The 16,445-nt window shown below is 44.3% G+C and carries 15 protein-coding genes; 6 read left to right on the top strand and 9 right to left on the bottom strand.

The window, feature by feature from the left end:
- Positions 1-30: 30 nt before the first annotated feature.
- Genes B143_RS0106440 through ndk form a run of 6 tightly spaced genes read right to left on the bottom strand, consistent with a single transcriptional unit; the run spans position 31 to position 5,327 of the window.
- On the bottom strand, positions 31-648 hold the full coding sequence (locus tag B143_RS0106440) for a YfgM family protein (protein ID WP_018122649.1): 618 nt from the start codon (positions 646-648) through the stop codon (positions 31-33).
- 15 nt (positions 649-663) lie between these two features.
- Entirely contained in the window at positions 664-1,941 is a 1,278-nt protein-coding gene (gene hisS, locus B143_RS0106435) for a histidine--tRNA ligase (protein ID WP_018122648.1), read from the bottom strand.
- Between the two features lie 2 nt (positions 1,942-1,943).
- Complete coding sequence (locus tag B143_RS0106430; RefSeq protein WP_018122647.1) at positions 1,944-2,948, bottom strand: helix-turn-helix domain-containing protein; 1,005 nt, start codon at positions 2,946-2,948, stop codon at positions 1,944-1,946.
- 27 nt (positions 2,949-2,975) lie between these two features.
- The gene (locus tag B143_RS0106425; protein WP_018122646.1) at positions 2,976-3,707 is read right to left on the bottom strand and encodes a tetratricopeptide repeat protein; all 732 of its coding nucleotides are present in this window, start codon (positions 3,705-3,707) and stop codon (positions 2,976-2,978) included.
- 51 nt (positions 3,708-3,758) lie between these two features.
- The gene (gene rlmN / locus B143_RS0106420; RefSeq protein WP_018122645.1) at positions 3,759-4,862 is read right to left on the bottom strand and encodes a dual-specificity RNA methyltransferase RlmN; all 1,104 of its coding nucleotides are present in this window, start codon (positions 4,860-4,862) and stop codon (positions 3,759-3,761) included.
- Between the two features lie 24 nt (positions 4,863-4,886).
- A complete protein-coding gene (ndk, locus tag B143_RS0106415) occupies positions 4,887-5,327 on the bottom strand; it encodes a nucleoside-diphosphate kinase (RefSeq protein WP_008315664.1) in 441 nt (146 codons plus the stop codon).
- A gap of 228 nt (positions 5,328-5,555) precedes the next feature.
- On the opposite strand from ndk, the gene uvrD reads away from it, so the two are divergent.
- The 4 genes from uvrD (at position 5,556) to B143_RS0106395 (ending at position 10,112) form a co-directional block, all read left to right on the top strand.
- Positions 5,556-7,739 carry a DNA helicase II gene (gene uvrD, locus B143_RS0106410; RefSeq protein WP_018122644.1) on the top strand — a complete coding sequence of 728 codons (2,184 nt, stop codon included), beginning with the start codon at positions 5,556-5,558 and terminating at the stop codon, positions 7,737-7,739.
- Positions 7,740-7,809: 70 nt separating this feature from the next.
- Positions 7,810-8,244: a DUF1090 family protein gene (locus B143_RS0106405; RefSeq protein ID WP_018122643.1), complete on the top strand. Its 435-nt coding sequence runs from the start codon at positions 7,810-7,812 to the stop codon at positions 8,242-8,244.
- Positions 8,245-8,357: 113 nt separating this feature from the next.
- Entirely contained in the window at positions 8,358-9,560 is a 1,203-nt protein-coding gene (locus B143_RS0106400; RefSeq protein WP_018122642.1) for an MFS transporter, read from the top strand.
- Between the two features lie 171 nt (positions 9,561-9,731).
- Complete coding sequence (locus tag B143_RS0106395; protein WP_008315671.1) at positions 9,732-10,112, top strand: YgiW/YdeI family stress tolerance OB fold protein; 381 nt, start codon at positions 9,732-9,734, stop codon at positions 10,110-10,112.
- A 70-nt stretch (positions 10,113-10,182) separates the two neighbouring features.
- Here the strand turns inward: B143_RS0106395 and xseA are convergent, their stop codons facing one another.
- The gene (gene xseA / locus B143_RS0106390) at positions 10,183-11,481 is read right to left on the bottom strand and encodes an exodeoxyribonuclease VII large subunit (protein ID WP_018122641.1); all 1,299 of its coding nucleotides are present in this window, start codon (positions 11,479-11,481) and stop codon (positions 10,183-10,185) included.
- Entirely contained in the window at positions 11,451-12,212 is a 762-nt protein-coding gene (gene mazG / locus B143_RS0106385) for a nucleoside triphosphate pyrophosphohydrolase (protein WP_018122640.1), read from the bottom strand. The genes xseA and mazG overlap by 31 nt, the downstream gene beginning before the upstream one ends.
- Positions 12,213-12,327: 115 nt before the next feature.
- Here mazG and yoaA point away from each other — a divergent pair, with 115 nt between their 5' ends.
- The gene (yoaA, locus tag B143_RS0106380; protein WP_018122639.1) at positions 12,328-14,268 is read left to right on the top strand and encodes a DNA repair helicase YoaA; all 1,941 of its coding nucleotides are present in this window, start codon (positions 12,328-12,330) and stop codon (positions 14,266-14,268) included.
- 25 nt (positions 14,269-14,293) lie between these two features.
- The gene (gene plsY / locus B143_RS0106375; protein WP_018122638.1) at positions 14,294-14,914 is read left to right on the top strand and encodes a glycerol-3-phosphate 1-O-acyltransferase PlsY; all 621 of its coding nucleotides are present in this window, start codon (positions 14,294-14,296) and stop codon (positions 14,912-14,914) included.
- Here the strand turns inward: plsY and rpoN are convergent, their stop codons facing one another.
- On the bottom strand, positions 14,915-16,372 hold the full coding sequence (gene rpoN, locus B143_RS0106370; protein ID WP_081601020.1) for an RNA polymerase factor sigma-54: 1,458 nt from the start codon (positions 16,370-16,372) through the stop codon (positions 14,915-14,917).
- Positions 16,373-16,445 lie beyond the last annotated feature (73 nt).

Genomic DNA, 16,445 nt, shown 5'->3' with positions numbered 1-16,445 from the left:
ATCCTTCAATTTATCGGCTCAAGATCAGCGTTAGGATTTTGCGCCAAGCTGATTAATTTTTCGTTGAATGATGGGCGATTGTAAAAGTTCATACGCTTTTTGATAGACAGCTCTGGCATTGTCTAAACGTCCTTCTTTCACATACACATCACCTTGTAAGGCTTTCACTAAGCCTTGATAGCTCTCTGTTTGAATGTTGCTCAGCTCATTCAATGCCTTCTCGTAGTCGCCTTGTGCATACAAAGCTTTTGCTAAGCGATAACGGTATAAATCCTTCATCACAGGCTCTTTAATGTTCGCAATTTCAGCCGTTAAGCTTGCAATCGCTTGATCTAACTGATCTTGACTCGCTGCTAAACCCGCTTGCTGCAACACCGCTAATTCCACAAATCCTGTGGCTTTATCTTGCTGCAACGCTTTGAATGCATTGTCATTGATTTTGCCATCACTCAAAGCTTGTTCAAAATGATAATAATAAGCGGCCTCTTTGATCAATTGTTGGCGCTGATGATCACGATAATAATCCCAACCAATAATGCCACCAAATACCACAACCAAAGCGACAAAAATCAGTAGGCCATTGGCTTTTAGCCAATCCACGAGGGCTTCTGCGCGCTGCTCATCTGTCTCAAGTTGATTTAAACTCATCTCGACCCCTTAAAATTATGCTTGAATGTTCTTTAACCAATCGATCACATCACTCATGGCCACTTCTGTTTGCTCACCACTTTGACGCAAATCTTTCATGATCACGATGCCATTGTTGAGCTCATTTTCACCCAAAATCATGGCATAACGCGCGCCACTTTGATCCGCTTTTTTCATTTGTGACTTCATGCCTGCTTCACCGAGCACCGTCGTCACTAAATAATTTGGATACGCTGAGCGAATGTTTTCCATCAAAGGCAAACCTGCTTTTTTCGCATCTTGCCCGAGCAATACAGCCACTAAATCTGTCGTGTGCGTTGCGCTTAAACCTTCCACTTCTTCACACAATAAGTAAAGACGTTCCATCCCTAAACCAAAACCAATGGCAGGTGTTTTATGACCGCCAAGCTCTTCCACCATGCGATCATAACGACCACCACCACAAATGGTGGCTTGGGCACCGAGTTTATCGGTTGTCCATTCAAACACTGTACGCGTGTAGTAATCCATGCCACGTACAATGCGGTGATTGATCACATATTGAATGCCCAATTCATCTAAATATTGACACAATTTTTTAAAGTGTTCTGCTGAATCTTCTGTCAAATGATCCAATAATTTTGGTGCATTGTTGAGCAATGCTTGCATCGCAGGATTTTTGGAATCCAAAATGCGAAGCGGATTCGATTTTAAACGGCGAAGGCTGTCTTCATCTAACAATTCAATGTTGTCTTCAAAATATTTAACGATCACCTCACGGTAACGCTTGCGGCACTCTTCTGTGCCCATTGAGTTGATCTCTAAGGTCACATAATCAGCCACGCCCAATTGTTGCCATAAACGGTTGATCATTGCCAAAATTTCGGCATCTGCATCCGGCGTTTCAATGCCAAAGACTTCAATGTCTGCTTGATTAAATTGACGATAACGGCCATGTTGTGGCTTGTCATAACGGAACACCGAACCGATCTGCCACACTTTTTGCACTTGATTATAAAACAAACCATGCTGAATGCCAGAGCGCACAATGCCCGCCGTCAATTCAGGGCGCAAAGCTAAACTGGTTTTTTCATCACTGTCGGCAAAGATGTACATCTCTTTTTCCACAATGTCAGTCACTTCACCTAAAGAGCGCGTGAATAAACGGGTCTCTTCAACGATCGGTGTGCGAATCTCACGATAACCATACTGAGCAAATAGATGGCGCAATAAACTCTCAATATATTGCCATTTCGCTGTTTGTGTGGGCAATGCATCGTGCATCCCTTTGACTGATTGAATCTTCTGACCCATGATTAACTCTCTTCCTTAGCTTCTAACTTAATTTTTGACACAGTTGTTCGGGCAGTCGGACGATACACTTTTTCATCCACCACCTCACCATTTAAAACCATTTGATCGATCGCTTTGGCATTGCCCATGTGTACAAAAAAGGGCGCTTTTCCTTCAATATGATATGTGGCATTACCTGCGAGCACTTCATTCATCACCACTTTTTGATTTTTATCTTTGATCTGAATCCAACACTCAGAAGGCCCAAGGGTTAAAGACAATGCAGAAAAACCTTCAGGTAACGGAGCTTTTTGCGCTTGATCTACCGCATCTAATGCAGCGTCTGTTTGATTGGCCAACTCAATTTTGCCGGTTTTAATGATTTGATCGAGCTCAAAATCAGACAACGCAGACTTCGTATCAATGGCTGCAACAGGCACGGTTGAAACCGCCGCCACAACGGGCACTTCCACCTCAACTTTTTTAGGGGCGGGCGCAACACGTTCGGTCACGGTTTCTGTGGCGATCGGGGCTTCGATCTCTGAGGTCACCGTTTCAGCTGGCACCTCTGCCTCTGTCTCTTGATAATTGATGATGTGATCGGGTGTTGGTTTAATGTTAAATAATTCTGCTGTTTTCTCACCATATAAGAAATAGGCAGCGGTGCCAATCACACATAAAATCAATAAAATCCACATGTACCATTTGAAAAATGAACGCTGAACCATGCGCTTTTCTTCATTGAGCTGCGCGCGGATCAAACTTTCATTGTGCATATTGTTAGCAAATGGATCGTCAACTTTTGCAAGCAACGCTTCGATCTCATCACGATCAAGCTTTAAATAATCGGCATACTTTCTCACATAGCGCTTAATGTAGATCATCGCACCTAATTGTTCGTAACGTCCATCTTCTAAATCTTGCAGCACTTGAACACGCAGTGAAAGGACGCGGGCAGCATCTTGCAATGAAACATTGCGTGCTTCACGAGCCTCTTTGAACTTGTGCATCAACTCTTCTTTTGCCATAAGGTCTCTTCTTGTCTATACAAACAGTTATGATTGATAACGGGCTAAGACAGATTCATATTTCTCTGTTTCAGCTTTATTACGGGCTTGTTTTGCCGCTTCTAAACCTAAATATACGCTTGCCGGTTCATAGCCATATTCATCATGATAGCGATCAAGGGCAGGAAACACTTCCTGATAGCGTTTAAGGTCTTTAGCCGCCATCGCTTTAAAGAAATAGCTGTCCCCATAATGAGGATTCGCTGCAATGGCTTTGTCAGCATAGAGATTGGCATTGACAGGATCTTTATGCACCAAATAACAAGCCGCCGCACCGCTGCTCATGCCAGCTTTCACTTCTGACATTGCATTGTCTGCAATCTGCGCTAAATGACTCGGTGCATTTTTATCATATTGATTACACTGTAATCGTGCATAGTGTTTAATCGCCATGCGATCGGTTGGGTTGGTCGCAATGGCTTTTGAATAAAAATTCAACGCATCTGTGCGCTTGCCTTGGCGCTCTTGCACCACGCCAAGCATCACAAACAGCTCAGTAAAATTCGGGTATTTAGGCACGAGGGTTAATAATTTTTCTTCTGCCACCGTATATTCTGCGCGCTCGATGTATTGAACGCCCATTTGATACGTTAAGCGATCATTGTCTGGCAAGGCTTCTGCGGTGATGGTTTTCACTCGCTGACCGCTTTGTCCTGTGCCTTGCGTTGTTGTACACGCTAATAATGTCGATGAAAGCAATAACACTGCGATATAACGCATGAATCTACCCCTTCAATATTCTCTAAAGTGATCAATACCCGAAAGATTGTATCAAGAATTTGTTGTTTTTGTGCGCTTTGTTCGGTCGTTCACACGGCCAGCAAGCTGACCACACGCAGCATCAATGTCTTCGCCACGGGTTTTACGAACGGTTGTCACAACGCCTTGGCGCTGCAAAATTTCACGAAAACGGTTGATGCGGTTCATGGATGAACACTCATAACCTGAATTCGGAAATGGGTTAAATGGAATCAAGTTCACTTTACCCGGAATGTCTTTAATGAGTTTTGCTAAGGCAAATGCATCCTCTTCGCGGTCATTGACATCTTTAAGCATCACATATTCCCAAGTGATCTTACGATACGCAGAAGATTCAGTGATGTATGCCTTACACGCTTCTAAAAGTTCTGCAAGCGGATATTTTTTATTAATGGGCACAAGCTCATTACGCAAGGTATCATAAGGTGCGTGCAATGAGATGGCTAAAGAGACATCTGAGACCTCTTTTAAGCGATACAATGCAGGCACAACGCCAGATGTACTGAGCGTCACACGGCGTTTAGATAAGCCAAAACCATAATCATTGAGCATGATGTCAATCGCTTGGGTGACGTTGGTAAAGTTCAAAAGGGGCTCGCCCATTCCCATCAATACCACATTGGTCACACGTCGATTTTGACTCTGCTGCACATCGCCTTCATATTCGCCTAATAAGCGTTTAGCGAGCATCACTTGCCCGACGATTTCAGCGGTGCTTAAGTTGCGGTTAAAGCCTTGGCGCGCAGTTGAACAAAATGAGCACTCAAGGGCACAACCGACTTGTGAAGATACACACAGTGTCCCACGATCATCCTCTGGAATGAACACCATCTCGATGGCATTGCCAGATTCTAATTGAATGAGCCACTTATGTGTACCATCGTTAGAAGGCTTGTCAAGCAAGACCTTCGGCAACTCTAAAACAAGTCGTGACTTTAACTTCTCACGTGTTTTTTTAGAAATATCCGTCATATCATCAATGGAGCTTGCCCCTTTATGATAGACCCATTTCATGATCTGCATGGCACGATAAGGCTTTTCACCAATCGCTTCACAGAGCTCGAGCATTGCTGGATATGTTAAACCATACAAATTCTTTTCCACTTCTTTACTCACGACTTATTTCACTTTACCTAAAAATTAACGATCACAGATTTTAACAGGTGCTACAGCATTTGGGCCGAAGAAATATTCAATTTCAACTGCGGCTGTTTCAGGGGCATCAGAACCATGAACAGCGTTTGCATCAATGCTTTCAGCGAAATCTGCACGGATTGTGCCTGGCGCTGCTTCTTTAGGGTTTGTTGCACCCATGATTTCACGATGTTTAGCGATTGCATTTTCGCCTTCTAATACTTGCATCATTACAGGACCTGAGATCATGAATTCTACTAAGTCATTGAAGAAAGGACGTTCTTTATGCACAGCGTAGAAGCCTTCTGCTTCTTCACGAGTCAAATGAACCATTTTAGCCGCAACGATTTTGAAACCTGCGCCTTCGAAACGGTCATAAATTTTACCGATAACATTTTTTTTAACAGCATCTGGTTTGATGATTGAGAAAGTACGTTCAATAGCCATTTTTACTCCTTAAACCTAAACATAGCTAAACAAATAAATTGTGTGATGTTTTTATGATAAAAACCGAGAAATTCTAACACAAAAAAGCTTCATCACTTCAAATTCGTGCAATTATTTATTCCCACCGCCTCAAAGCGCCGCCTTTTAGCGCACTTTCGTATTTATTCTCATCGCATGGTATCATGGGCGCTGGTTTATTTTTTCTCCCCACTTCTTAAGATCTCTGTTATGTCTATGCTTGAATCGCTAAATAATGCTCAATATGATGCCGTCACTGCCCCTTTAGGTCCTGTTCGTGTGCTCGCAGGCGCAGGCTCAGGTAAAACCCGCGTGTTAGTGGCACGCATTGCATGGCTCATTGAAACAGAACAAACAACGCCGCATGGCATTTTAGCCGTGACCTTCACCAACAAAGCCGCCCTTGAGATGCGCACGCGTTTAGAAACCGTCCTCAATCGCCCGTTAAGAAGTTTATGGCTTGGCACGTTCCATTCATTGTGCCACCGTTTGTTGCGGTTACATCCAACAGAAGCGCACCTTGATCCTAACTTTCAGATCATGGACAGCGATGATCAATTGCGTTTATGTAAGCGCCTATTAAAAGAGCGCAATGTTGATGATAAAATCGTCACCGCAAAAACCTTACAAAGCTTCATCAATCACCATAAAGATGAAGGACGCAGAGCAAGCCATATTGAGCGCGGTCACAACTTTGCCCACAATATGATGATTGATCTGTATGCGCAATATCAATCCATCTGCGCACAATCAAGCTTAGTGGATTTTTCAGAGATTTTGCTGCGCACTTTAGAGATGCTCAGAAGCAATGATGCTTTACTCAAACATTATCAGCAGCGCTTTAAATTTGTGTTGGTGGATGAATTCCAAGACACCAACAGCATTCAATATGCATGGTTAAAACTCTTAAGCGGAGAACATCAACAAATCTTTGTGGTTGGCGATGATGATCAATCCATTTATGGCTGGCGCGGTGCGCGTGTGGAAAACATCCTCAATTTTGATCAAGATTTCCCAAATAGCACCACTGTGCGTTTAGAGCAAAATTACCGCTCCACGTCCACCATTTTAGAAGCGGCAAACCACGTGATCGCTAAAAACAGCGAGCGCCTTGATAAAAAGCTCTGGACAGAAAATAAGGATGATTCCCTCATCACGCAATATGCAGCAATGGATGCCTATGAAGAGGCACAATATGTGGTGGATCAAATCAAAATCGCCACATTAAAGGGCACGCCACGCGCTGAGCAAGCAATTTTGTATCGCTCAAATGCGCAATCACGTATTTTTGAAGAGATTTTATTGCGTGCTAACATTCCATATCGCATCTATGGCGGTTTGCGCTTCTTTGATCGCATGGAGATTAAGGACATCATCAGCTATTTACGCTTGATTGTGAATCCGCATGATGACATCTCCTTTGAGCGCGCCATCACAACGCCCGCTAAAGGCGTGGGCGCTGCAACCATCGAAAAAATCCGTTTAGAGGCAATGCAAACAGAAGTGTCACTCTGGACTGCAATGCAAAATACACTCGAAAGCCAATTGCTCGCAAAACGTGCACAAAACGCGTTGATGAGCTTTAAGCTATTGATTGAAAACTTAGCCGATGCCCTTTCTGATTTAACGTTAGATCAATTCATTCAAGAGGTGATTGATCGTGCGGAACTTGAAGCCCACTATAAAAAAGAGCCCATGGGACGCGGTGCAGATCGCATTGAAAACCTCAATGAATTCATCTCCGCAAGCCGTCAATTTGTGGAGGATTATAACAATGATCCTGCCGCTCAACCTTTGACCATGCACGGTTATTTATCAGAGTTTTTAGGGCGCATCACACTTGATTCCACAGCAAACAGCGATGATGATCAGGCAGACAAAGTCCAATTGATGACGCTGCACAGCTCTAAAGGGCTTGAATTTGAACATGTCTATTTAGTGGGCATGGACGATGGCTTATTCCCAAGCGAAAGCTCCATGAATGATCCTGCCCGCTTAGAAGAAGAGCGCCGCTTAGCGTATGTGGGCATCACGCGCGCAAAACGTTTATTGACCTTAACCACGGCTGCTTCACGCATGATTCATGGCAAAACCATCCATTTGACGCCCTCATGCTTTGTTAAAGACATTCCGAGCCCGTTGGTGCAGATGAAAGGCGCAAAAGTGAGCATCTCTAAACCGATGACGGCGCGTTCAAGCTGTCATACAAGTGCATCACAAGATCAAGCCATGAATGGCTTTGCCCTTGGGCAAACAGTGACGCATCCGGTCTTTGGTGATGGCGTCATCACGAACTTTGAGGGTGTTGGCAATCATGCGCGTGTCACCGTGAATTTTAGAACCGCAGGACAAAAAACCTTAGTGATGGCATATGCAAAACTCACTGCGATTTGATCAACGTCATTGACAAACTTACGTATCTTTACGATATACTGAATGCATCCCTCATTCAAAGGAGTTTGTCATGAAGCGTTTGATCACGTTCAGCCTCATCGGTGCAATGCTCACCTTCAATGCACCGGTGTTTGCTCAAACCCACCCGAGTTGTAAAAAGAAAGAAGACAATCTACAGTTGCAGCTGCGCTATGCAGAAAAATATGGCAACATCCACCGCGCAGAAGATCTCAAGCGTGCCATTTTAAATGTGCGTGAACATTGCGGCAAAGAGAGTTATCAAGAAGATCCTAACTTTGTCCTCAACAATGCCATTTACAAAGAAAACCTCACAAAAAAAATTGATAAACAGCGAGCAAAAGTTAACAGTGCTGCCGATGAGCTTAAAAAAGCGGAGCACTCTGGCAAAGCAAAAAAAATCCGTGAAAAAACCGAAAAACTCAAAGAACGCCAAATGCGCTTAGATCACTATTTGTCGGAATTAGAGAGTTTATCGGGCAGTTAATCAAGCGTTGCATGCAAGAAGCAACTTTCGTACGGTTTCTTCTTGTTTTTGCCCACAATCTATCCTATGCTCCCTACTATTGAATAAAAAACAATCACTCAAAAGTAGAGCATATGGATACCGAACAAGCTGTGGGCTACACCATCAAAGATCCTGAATTTTGGAAGATTTCCATTCTATTAGGCGCAACGTCCATTTTTATTTTTGCCAATCTCTACTCACTGCAACCGATCCTTCCCATTCTTGCGCGAGACTTTGAGGTTTCCTCCACCTACATCAGCCTCACGTTTTCCTTACCCATTTTAGGGCTCATCATTGGACTCAATCTCTTTGGTGCCCTCAGTGATCGCATTGGTCGACGTAATTTTATTTTAGCCTCCATATTTTTTTCATCCATTTTATTGATCCTGATTGCCCGCTCAGACTCTCTACCCTTTGTGCTCTTTTGCCGATTTTTTCAAGGCATGGCAACAGGCGCATTGCCGGCTTCCGCTTTGGCGTACTTAAATGAAGAGATTTGCAAAAATGATCAAAAATTTGCTGTCTCTTTCTACATTGCCGCAAATGCCATTGGCGGCACCTTAGGGCGCGTATTAACGGGCGTGATGACGCACTATTATTCATGGCACACCGCCCTTTTGATCTTTGGGGTGCTCAGTTTAATCACAGCATTGATGATGCTGATTTTACTGCCTAAATCCCAGCGTTTTAGCAAAAGCTCAGGATCATTTAAACACACCTTTGCAGGTTTTGCTTTTCACCTTAAAAATCCTGTGCTGCGCCGCTATTTTTTAATTGGGCTGGTGATTCAACTGAGTTATTCAGGCATTTGGACGTATCTGCCTTTCCATCTAGAAAGCCCACCGTTTTTACTCTCCACTGCTGTGATCAGCTCATTTTATTTAGCGCTATTGTGCGGGATTCCGAGTGCACCGATGGTGAGTTTTATCGCCGCGCGCCAACCCATTAAAGTGGTGTTATCGAGCATGCTGCTGCTCTTATCTTTAGGTGCACTGCTGACGTTGCTTGATTCTATGACTTTCATCATCATGGGACTGGCCATTTTAAGTTTTGCCATGTTCGCTGCCCATTCACTCACCGCCGCCCTCATTAACCTCAATGCACAAGTGTACAAAAGTACAGCTTCTAGCCTCTATTTTGTGGCGTACTACATTGGCGTTGCCATTGGTAGTACACTCTTTGCACCGATTTGGCGTTATTTAGGCTGGGATGGCGTGGTGATCATTGCTGCCATTTTACCTGTGATTTATGTGGTGTGGCTCATCATGGCTTCGCGCCCTTCTCCTTACAAATAGGCGGGATGTGTGCTCAGTGGCACTTTGTCTAAGCTTTGAGATGCCCTGTCAATTGAGATGTCAAATATTGTAAACGCGGCGTAAAACTTATAAAACCCCGTAGGACTTCTTAAAACACAATGCTATAGTACACTCACTGAATCAATCTTAAGTTTCGATACGGAGTAAAGCATGAAGAAGATTGCAATTGTGACATTGATGGCCATGAGTGTATCGGTTGCTTCTGCGCAATATTTTGGTCCCACAGATGGTGAGCCCACCCAAGGCGGATTTAATGGCCCTGCCCTGAGCCAATCGATCACCACTGTGAAAGATGCCATGACGCTGCGCGATGATGCTTATGTGAAATTACGTGGCAAAATCATTAAGCATTCTCATAAAGATAAATACATCTTTAGCGATGATACAGGCAGCATCACTGTCGAGATTGACAAAGACAAATGGCGTGGCCTGACCATCAACGATAAAGATTTAGTGGAAATTGTCGGTGAAGTGGATAAAGATTGGAACTCAATTGAGATCGATGTCGATTACATCACCAAAGTACAATAACACACCAACCTCACACTGTATGATCCTTGTCCGCACGACTTCCCCCGAATAAGTGCGGTTTTTTTTGTCTTTAATTTTTTGGCACAATCGCTTTAACTTCTGAAAGAATCTCGCCATTTGCTAGCCGTGTTACTAAAACATCACCCATCGATGCAGCATTGACATCCTCAATCGCGCGCCCATTGACTTCTGTAATGGAATAACCTCGCCCTAACACTTTCAGCGGACTCAAATTATCGAGCATGCGAGCATTTTTCTGTAAACGCGCTTGATACGTTTTGAATAGATCATCCATGCTTTTAGTCAAGCGTTGATCTAATCTTGCCAATGTTTCTGAATGCCTTTTAAATGGCTGACAGATGAGCTGTGCATTTAAACGCTGACTCAAATGCATCAACGCTGTGCGTTTTTCTGTGATCTGGCGCATGGGATGAAGATAATTCAAGCGCATTTGTAGCGTATCCACCGCTTTATTGGCCAGCGTCAAACGCCCCGCCATCACGCGCTCTAATCGATGTGCTAAATGATCTAATTGCTGAACCACTTCCATTTTAGAGATCGCCGCAAATTTTGCAGCCGCCGTTGGCGTCGGTGCGCGAAGATCCGCCACATAATCTATTAACGTGGTGTCAATTTCATGGCCAACGCCGCTGATGATGGGAATCTTGGACGCAAATGCCGCCCTCACCACAATTTCCTCATTAAAGCACCACAAATCCTCAATGCTGCCACCGCCGCGCACCACCAATAACACATCACAAATATGATCACGGTTCGCGCGCTCAATGGCTGCGGCAATCTTTGGGGCGGCCAAATCACCTTGCACCAAGGTTGGATAAATCACATAAGGAATGTCTCGGCGATGCTCTTTTAACACTTTCAATACATCTTGCAGCGCTGCGGCATTTTCTGAAGTAACAATGCCAATGGCTTTCGGATGCTGCGGCACACTTTTTTTATATTGTGCGTCAAATAAACCTTCAGCCGACAAACGCATCTTTAATGCTTCATAAGCAGCCGCTAAATCTCCTTGCCCTGCTAATGTGATGCGATTGGCCACCAATTGATATTCCCCGCGCGGCACATACACTGTCACTTTGCCGTGAATCTCAAGGGCTGCACCATTGTCAATTAAATGTCCAAAAATGCCTGCTTGTGATCGCCAAATGACGCAACGAATCATGCCGCCATCATCTTTGAGGTTAAAATAAATGTGCCCCGATTGCGCGCGCGTCACATTCGACACTTCCCCCGTCACCAAGCATTGAAAAAAGCCACTTTCTAATTGCTGCTTAATCTGTTGATTGAGGATAGAGACCGTCACGCTTTGTAAAGTCATCATGGATGCACCTGCTTTGATGCTTCCCACAAAGCATCCATCTCTTCTAAGGTTGCATCTGCCATCGGTTGATCTAAATGTTGCTCAATGTAAGCAAAGCGCTGTTTAAATTTATGATTGGTCGTGGCAATCGCTGTTTCAGGCTCAATGCAGGCATGGCGCGCTAAATTGACCACAGCAAACAGTAAATCCCCAATCTCTTTTTGTAAACGCTCAGGATTGTTATTGGCAAGTTCCTCTTTCACTTCATCAAGCTCTTCTTCAATTTTCGCCAAAATGGGCGCAGCATCGTCCCAATCAAAACCCACTTTTGCCGCTTTTGCCTGTAAATCGCGTGCCACTGTTAAACCTGATAAAGATGCTTTGACATCATCTAAAAAGCTCACATTTTCTGCGCGCTCTAATTTTTCTGCTTGCTTAATCGCCTGCCATGCTGCCTTTTGTGCGGCTTCATCTTCATACGTCACGCCCGCAAACACATGCGGATGACGGCGAATCATCTTTTCATTGATGCCACTCACCACATCATTAAAATCAAAGTGCCCAGCTTCTTTGGCAATTTCACTGTGCAGCGCAATTTGCAGCAATAAATCCCCCAATTCGCCTTTTAAGGCTGCGGGATCTTGAGTAATGATGGCTTCGACCACCTCTGCGCTCTCTTCATTGAGGTAGCGAATCAATGTTTCATGTGTTTGAGCACGATCCCACGGGCAGCCATCTGGCGCACGCAAGGCTGCAATGGTTTTTAAAAATTCATTCATCATCCGTATCCTTATGCATTTGGGCATTATACGTCATTGATTCAAAGATTGATGCTCGAAATTCTTGGGAAAGTTCGTATAATGAATCTTTATTTTCCAGCTGTTAGCGAATCGAATGACTGATATTGACGCAATATTTTCCGAGTACGGCCCTCTTGGCACGAACCTTGATCACTACTCTCCGCGTGCGGCGCAAATTGAGATGGCCAAAGCCGTACAACATGCCATCGAAGAAGATGACACCGTGATCATTGAAGCCGGAACCGGGACGGGCAAAACCTTTGCGTATCTGATTCCTGCGCTATTGTCTGGCAAAAAAGTGATTGTTTCCACGGGGACAAAGCATCTACAAGATCAGCTCTATGAAAAAGATTTGCCGCTCCTAAAAAAACTCTTTAAACATGTGCCGGTACAAACTGCGCTGTTAAAAGGACGCAGCAACTATTTGTGTTTATATCGCATTAAAACGATGCGCCAGCGTGGACGCTTTGAGAATAAAAAGCAGCTTGAAGCCTTTTATGACATTGAGCGTTATGCTGGGCAAGATCCAATTGGCGATGTCACCAAAATCGAAAACTGTAATGATCATTCGCTCATCAGCCATGTCACCTCCACAAGCGAAAGTTGTCTGCATTCTGAATGCCCTGATTATGAAGAGTGCTTTGTGTTTAAAGCCCGTAAAAAAGCGATGGATGCGGACATTATCGTCATCAATCATCACCTATTTTGCGCAGATCTTGCCTTAAAGCAAGAGGGCTTTGGGGAATTATTGCCAGAAGCGGACACCATCATCATCGATGAAGCCCATCAATTGGCAGAGATTGCCGGCGTCTTTTTCAGTGAACAAGTGGGCACAAAATCCTTTTTAGATTGGCTTGAAGATTTTAACCGCACCATTGCCGTGGAGGCCAATGACTTTTCTGCCCACGATACTTTAACCGATGCCATTCGTGAATCCATGGTTGGGCTGCGTAAATCTTTACCGGAAGGTTCGCGCCGTTATGCATTGTCTGAGTTTTATCAAGATCCGAAAATTGCCAAGCAATTGGCACACATCAGTGATCAACTGCTCGATTTAGTGGGCATCATTAAACCGCTGCTCATCCGCTCAAAGCCTTTGGCACAGATGGTGGAGCGTGCGGAAGCTTTCTATGATGCTTGGACGCGCATCGCCATCAATTCCCAAGAAAATCCCGATGACAATACTGTGGTGTGGCTTGAAACCTATGCACACCATTTAACCATCGCCGCAACGCCTTTGGACATCTCTGAGATTTTCCAGAGAAACAGCGAAGGCTTAAAAGCTGGCTGGGTGTTCACCTCAGCGACTTTAGCCGTCAATGGTAAATTCTCTTATTTCTGTGGCCCCCTTGGTTTATCCGATCAAAATACATTGTGCCTAAAGAGCCCTTTTAATTACAAATACAATGCGCTCTTTTATCACCCTGAAGCCTTACCTGAGCCGAATCATCCCACTTACATTGAAAAATTTATTGATGCAATGCTGCCTGTGATCACTGCGGCTAAAGGGCGAACGTTCATTTTATTCACCAGTTATCGCGCCCTGAATGAAGCTGCAAAATTGCTGAAAAACTTGGTCAGTTACCCACTTTTTATCCAAGGGGATGCCCCTAAAATCACGTTGATTGATCAATTTAGAGAATCTGGCAATGGCATTTTGCTTGGCACCACAAGCTTTTGGGAGGGCGTCGATGTGCGCGGTGAGGCGCTCTCTTGCGTCATCATTGAAAAATTACCGTTCGCATCGCCTGGCGACCCGATTGAACAGGCCAAAATTGACCTCATCAATAAAAAAGGGCTCAATGCGTTCATGACGTATCAATTGCCCAAATCCATCATCACCTTAAAACAAGGCGTTGGGCGCCTCATTCGTGATACGCAAGATTATGGTTTGTTGGTGATTGCGGATCCGCGCCTTGTGACTAAAAACTATGGTAAACAGTTTTTAGCGAGCTTGCCTGAGATGGCAAAAACGCAGAAAATTGAGCGCGTGGAGAAGTTTTTTGAATACGTTGATAAAAAACGCTTAGAATAAGCAAAATTTCATTAAAGGTTTCGATATGTCCTCTGTCACACTCATGATCACTTATCCATTTGTCATCATCTTATCTTATTTAATCGGTTCGCTCTCTGCCGCAATCATTACGTGCCGCGTGATGGGATTGCCTGATCCGCGTACAACAGGCTCAAACAATCCGGGCGCGACCAATGTCATGCGCATTGGCGGAAAAAAAGCCGCCATCATCACATTGATTGGTGATGCGCTCAAAGGCTTCATTCCGGTTTGTTTGGTGGGCATTTTATTTCCAAACGATTCTACCTTGATGGCATGCAGCGCATTGGCCGCATTTTTAGGGCATTTATTCCCCATCTTTTTTGAATTCAAAGGTGGTAAAGGTGTGGCAACCGCGTTAGGCTGCATCATTGCATTGAGTCCATGGGTGGCATTATGCGCCTTTGGCACATGGATTGTGGTGTTTTTATCCACACGCATCTCATCTTTATCTGCGTTAACTGCCGCAATCTTTGCACCGCTCTATTTATGGTTGTTTGATGCGTCTTTATATGTGGTGCTTGCCGTTGTGGTGATGGATGTGTTGCTCATCATTCGCCATAAAGCGAACATTGAGCGCATTTTAAAAGGCGAAGAGAAAAAAATGAGCTTCGGCCAAAAAAAATAATCACACCAATTGTTTGCGCTCTGTGGAGCTCTTGATGCCTAACACATCACGATATTTTGCCACAGTGCGCCGAGAAATCTCATGCCCGCGAGCGGCTAAAAGCGTTTGTAACTTTTGATCACTCAAGGGCTTTTGTTTATTCTCGCCATCAATCAACTCTTGCAAAATGGCGCGAATGGCAACGCCGGACGCTTCATCATCCGTCACTTGATTGGAAAAAAAGAAGCTCAACGGATAAGTGCCCCGCGAACAAATGAGATATTTACCGGCAACTGCGCGTGAAATGGTGGATTCATTGAGCTCAACAGCCTCTGCAATGGTTTGCATTTTCAGCGCCTTCATCGCGCGCTCACCTTGCAAGAAAAAATCAGCCTGCGCCGTTACGATGGCTTTTGCCACTTTAAGTAGCGTATCAAAGCGATCCTCTAAACTCTTTAAGAAAAAACGTGCCTCCGTCAATTGACCACGCAACAAATCACGCTGGGCAATTTTCGCTTGCTGTGCTAAGCGCGCATATTGCCGATTGATCCGAAGCTTTGGCAGCACTTCCTCGTTTAATGTCACCTCAAGTTCCGCGTGCTTTTGCGTCACGATGATGTCTGGCAATACCGTTTCAATGGCATCGGTGCGATACGCCGCAGCCGGATAAGGATTTAAACCCTTAAATCCTTCAAGCATGGTGATCACATCCGCTTCTGTGCATGCATACGTTCGGGCAATGCGTTTTAAATCATGCTGCAATAACCATTTTGAATGATAGCGCAACACATCAATCGCCATCTCAGCCCATGTCGGCGCGGGGTGCAAATGGCGAATTTGCGCAATCAAGGATTCTTCTAAAGATTGTGCCCCAATGCCGGGCGGATCACACTGCTGAAGATGATGAAGCATCACTTTAAGCTCAGCCACTGTGATGTCTAAATCTGGGCGCGCGACATTCACTTCTGCCAAAATATTTTCAAGCGGTTCTGTGCAATAACCATTGTCATCTAAGGCATCGATCAAGATAAGCCCAAGCCAACGATCCGTCTCTGATAAAGGCAGCAATTGCAATTGCTGCCACAAATGCTCTGCTAAAGAGAGTTCAGCCGCATCATGATCAAACGTTTCATGTTCTGAATGATCTAATAAAGGGTGATCCTCATATTCTGCCCATTCATCAATCATTTCTGTGGGAATGAGCTGATCTAGCTCCACCGAGTGATGCATGCTTGAGTCATTTGTTAAATTATTTTGCTCATTTTTTACGCCAAGATGACCCTGCACAAGGGCGGCATCATCCATTTCAGCCTCTGAATTAACATCTTGTTCTAGCATCATATTTTCGGTCAAAAACGCCTCCACCTCATGCGCCAATTCTAATTGAGAGCATTGTAAAATTTTCAAAGCATTCTGCATTGACTGTGTCAATACAATGGCTTGCGTCTGTTTTTGTACTATACTAGAGCGGATTTTCATATCTATCAAAGCTTATCATAAAACGTTTTTTATCGATTGAATCTATCAACATGATGCGAATTTAGGTACAGCT

The organism is Wohlfahrtiimonas chitiniclastica DSM 18708 (genome assembly GCF_000375345.1).
GTDB classification, from domain to species: Bacteria; Pseudomonadota; Gammaproteobacteria; order Cardiobacteriales; family Wohlfahrtiimonadaceae; genus Wohlfahrtiimonas; species Wohlfahrtiimonas chitiniclastica.
The sequence above is the reverse complement of the archived record's forward strand: the minus strand, read 5'-3'. Positions and strand labels throughout refer to the sequence as shown.

Excerpts from the sequence above, each read along its gene's own strand:
- plsY (WP_018122638.1), top strand. The coding sequence starts at position 14,294 with ATGTCCTCTGTCACACTCATGATCACTTATCCATTTGTCATCATCTTA.
- rpoN (WP_081601020.1), bottom strand. The coding sequence starts at position 16,372 with ATGAAAATCCGCTCTAGTATAGTACAAAAACAGACGCAAGCCATTGTA.
- B143_RS0106425 (WP_018122646.1), bottom strand. The coding sequence starts at position 3,707 with ATGCGTTATATCGCAGTGTTATTGCTTTCATCGACATTATTAGCGTGT.
- mazG (WP_018122640.1), bottom strand. The coding sequence starts at position 12,212 with ATGAATGAATTTTTAAAAACCATTGCAGCCTTGCGTGCGCCAGATGGC.
- B143_RS0106440 (WP_018122649.1), bottom strand. The coding sequence starts at position 648 with ATGAGTTTAAATCAACTTGAGACAGATGAGCAGCGCGCAGAAGCCCTC.
- B143_RS0106430 (WP_018122647.1), bottom strand. The coding sequence starts at position 2,948 with ATGGCAAAAGAAGAGTTGATGCACAAGTTCAAAGAGGCTCGTGAAGCA.
- B143_RS0106395 (WP_008315671.1), top strand. The coding sequence starts at position 9,732 with ATGAAGAAGATTGCAATTGTGACATTGATGGCCATGAGTGTATCGGTT.
- hisS (WP_018122648.1), bottom strand. The coding sequence starts at position 1,941 with ATGGGTCAGAAGATTCAATCAGTCAAAGGGATGCACGATGCATTGCCC.
- uvrD (WP_018122644.1), top strand. The coding sequence starts at position 5,556 with ATGTCTATGCTTGAATCGCTAAATAATGCTCAATATGATGCCGTCACT.
- B143_RS0106400 (WP_018122642.1), top strand. The coding sequence starts at position 8,358 with ATGGATACCGAACAAGCTGTGGGCTACACCATCAAAGATCCTGAATTT.
- yoaA (WP_018122639.1), top strand. The coding sequence starts at position 12,328 with ATGACTGATATTGACGCAATATTTTCCGAGTACGGCCCTCTTGGCACG.
- B143_RS0106405 (WP_018122643.1), top strand. The coding sequence starts at position 7,810 with ATGAAGCGTTTGATCACGTTCAGCCTCATCGGTGCAATGCTCACCTTC.
- ndk (WP_008315664.1), bottom strand. The coding sequence starts at position 5,327 with ATGGCTATTGAACGTACTTTCTCAATCATCAAACCAGATGCTGTTAAA.